At 33.4% G+C, this 1,271-nt stretch carries 2 protein-coding genes; both read left to right on the forward strand.

Annotated features, from left to right (window positions below; translation table 11 throughout):
* Nucleotides 1–26 precede the first annotated feature (26 nt).
* Nucleotides 27–917 (forward strand): IS481 family transposase, encoded by an 891-nt coding sequence (locus tag JCM14822_RS18610; RefSeq protein ID WP_054744143.1) that lies wholly within the window; start codon nucleotides 27–29, stop codon nucleotides 915–917.
* Nucleotides 914–1,271: ATP-binding protein (locus tag JCM14822_RS18615; protein WP_172674871.1), on the forward strand; the 358-nt coding region annotated here is incomplete at its 3' end. The genes JCM14822_RS18610 and JCM14822_RS18615, both read left to right, overlap by 4 nt.

A 1,271-nucleotide genomic window follows, 5' to 3' on the forward strand; every position in this document is an offset into this window, starting at 1 on the left:
CAAATCACATCAATAGGAGGCTAGTTATGGACGAAAAAACACTTCGTGAAATAGCACTGTATATCCGTGATAATGATTTAAAACCCAGTCAACTGATGCCTGAAGATCGTAGGGCTTTTGAAATGGCTTTTGCTAATGATTGTTGGCAAGCAGATTCTTCTCATGGTCCTATTCTTACAATAAACGGTATCAAGAAAAAGACTTATCTTATTGCTTTTATTGATGATGCGTCACGGCTACTTGTCCATGGTGAATTCTACTTTAATAATACTGCCACTAACATGCAAGATGCTTTTAAAAAAGCTATTGCCAAGTATGGTGTACCTAAAAGATTATTTGTAGATAATGGCAGTAGTTATCGTAATGAGCAACTAGGTTATATCTGTGCTTCTTTGGGTATTACACTTATTCATAGCAAACCTTATACACCACAAAGTAAAGGTAAAATTGAACGCAGTTTTAGAACCATTAAGGATGGCTGGATCAATGGTTTAGATTGGAGAACTTATCAAAGCTTAGACAAGCTTAATGAAGACTACTGGAGTTACCTAAATAAGTATTATAACAACGCAGTACATTCTAGTATCTCTACTACACCTAGAGACCGTTATCTCAAAGATTATGAACACATTAAACACATCCCCTATGAATTACTCAATCAACACTTTTTACATCGTATTGAAAGACGTGTTTATAGTGATGCTACTGTTGTAATCGGTCAACAAATTTATGAGGTACCTATGCAATATATAGGTAAAAGAATTAAGTTACGTTATCTTCCAAGCCAACTAGATGAAGCTTATATTTTTAGTGATGATCATACGCTACTTGAAACAATTCATCTTATGAATAAAGTTGATAATGCTAAGATTAAACGCAAAAAACGTATGGATTTTTCAGATATAAGTGAGGAGTGAATACTATATATAAAAGTTATTGGGGTATGGAGTTTAATCCTTTTCAAAAGGAAATTTCAGAAAAGCAGTGTATGGAAACTAAAGATTTTAAACAAGCCAAAGGACGCTTTGAATATCTTAAAAATACACGTGGAATAGGTTTATTTACAGGCCTTGCAGGAGTAGGAAAAACTTATGCTATGAGATGTTTTACAACAGGATTAAATAGTAATCTTTATAAAGTAGTTTATATCCCTCTTTCAACAGTTACAGTTCCTGAGTTTTATAGAACACTAGCCTACGGTTTAGGACTTGAACCTGCTTGCAAAAAAATTGATGTTTTTAATCAAATTCGAGATTGCATTGTTACCTTGG

It is taken from the genome of Cellulosilyticum ruminicola JCM 14822, assembly GCF_001311925.1.
In the GTDB taxonomy this organism is placed as follows: domain Bacteria; phylum Bacillota; class Clostridia; order Lachnospirales; family Cellulosilyticaceae; genus Cellulosilyticum; species Cellulosilyticum ruminicola.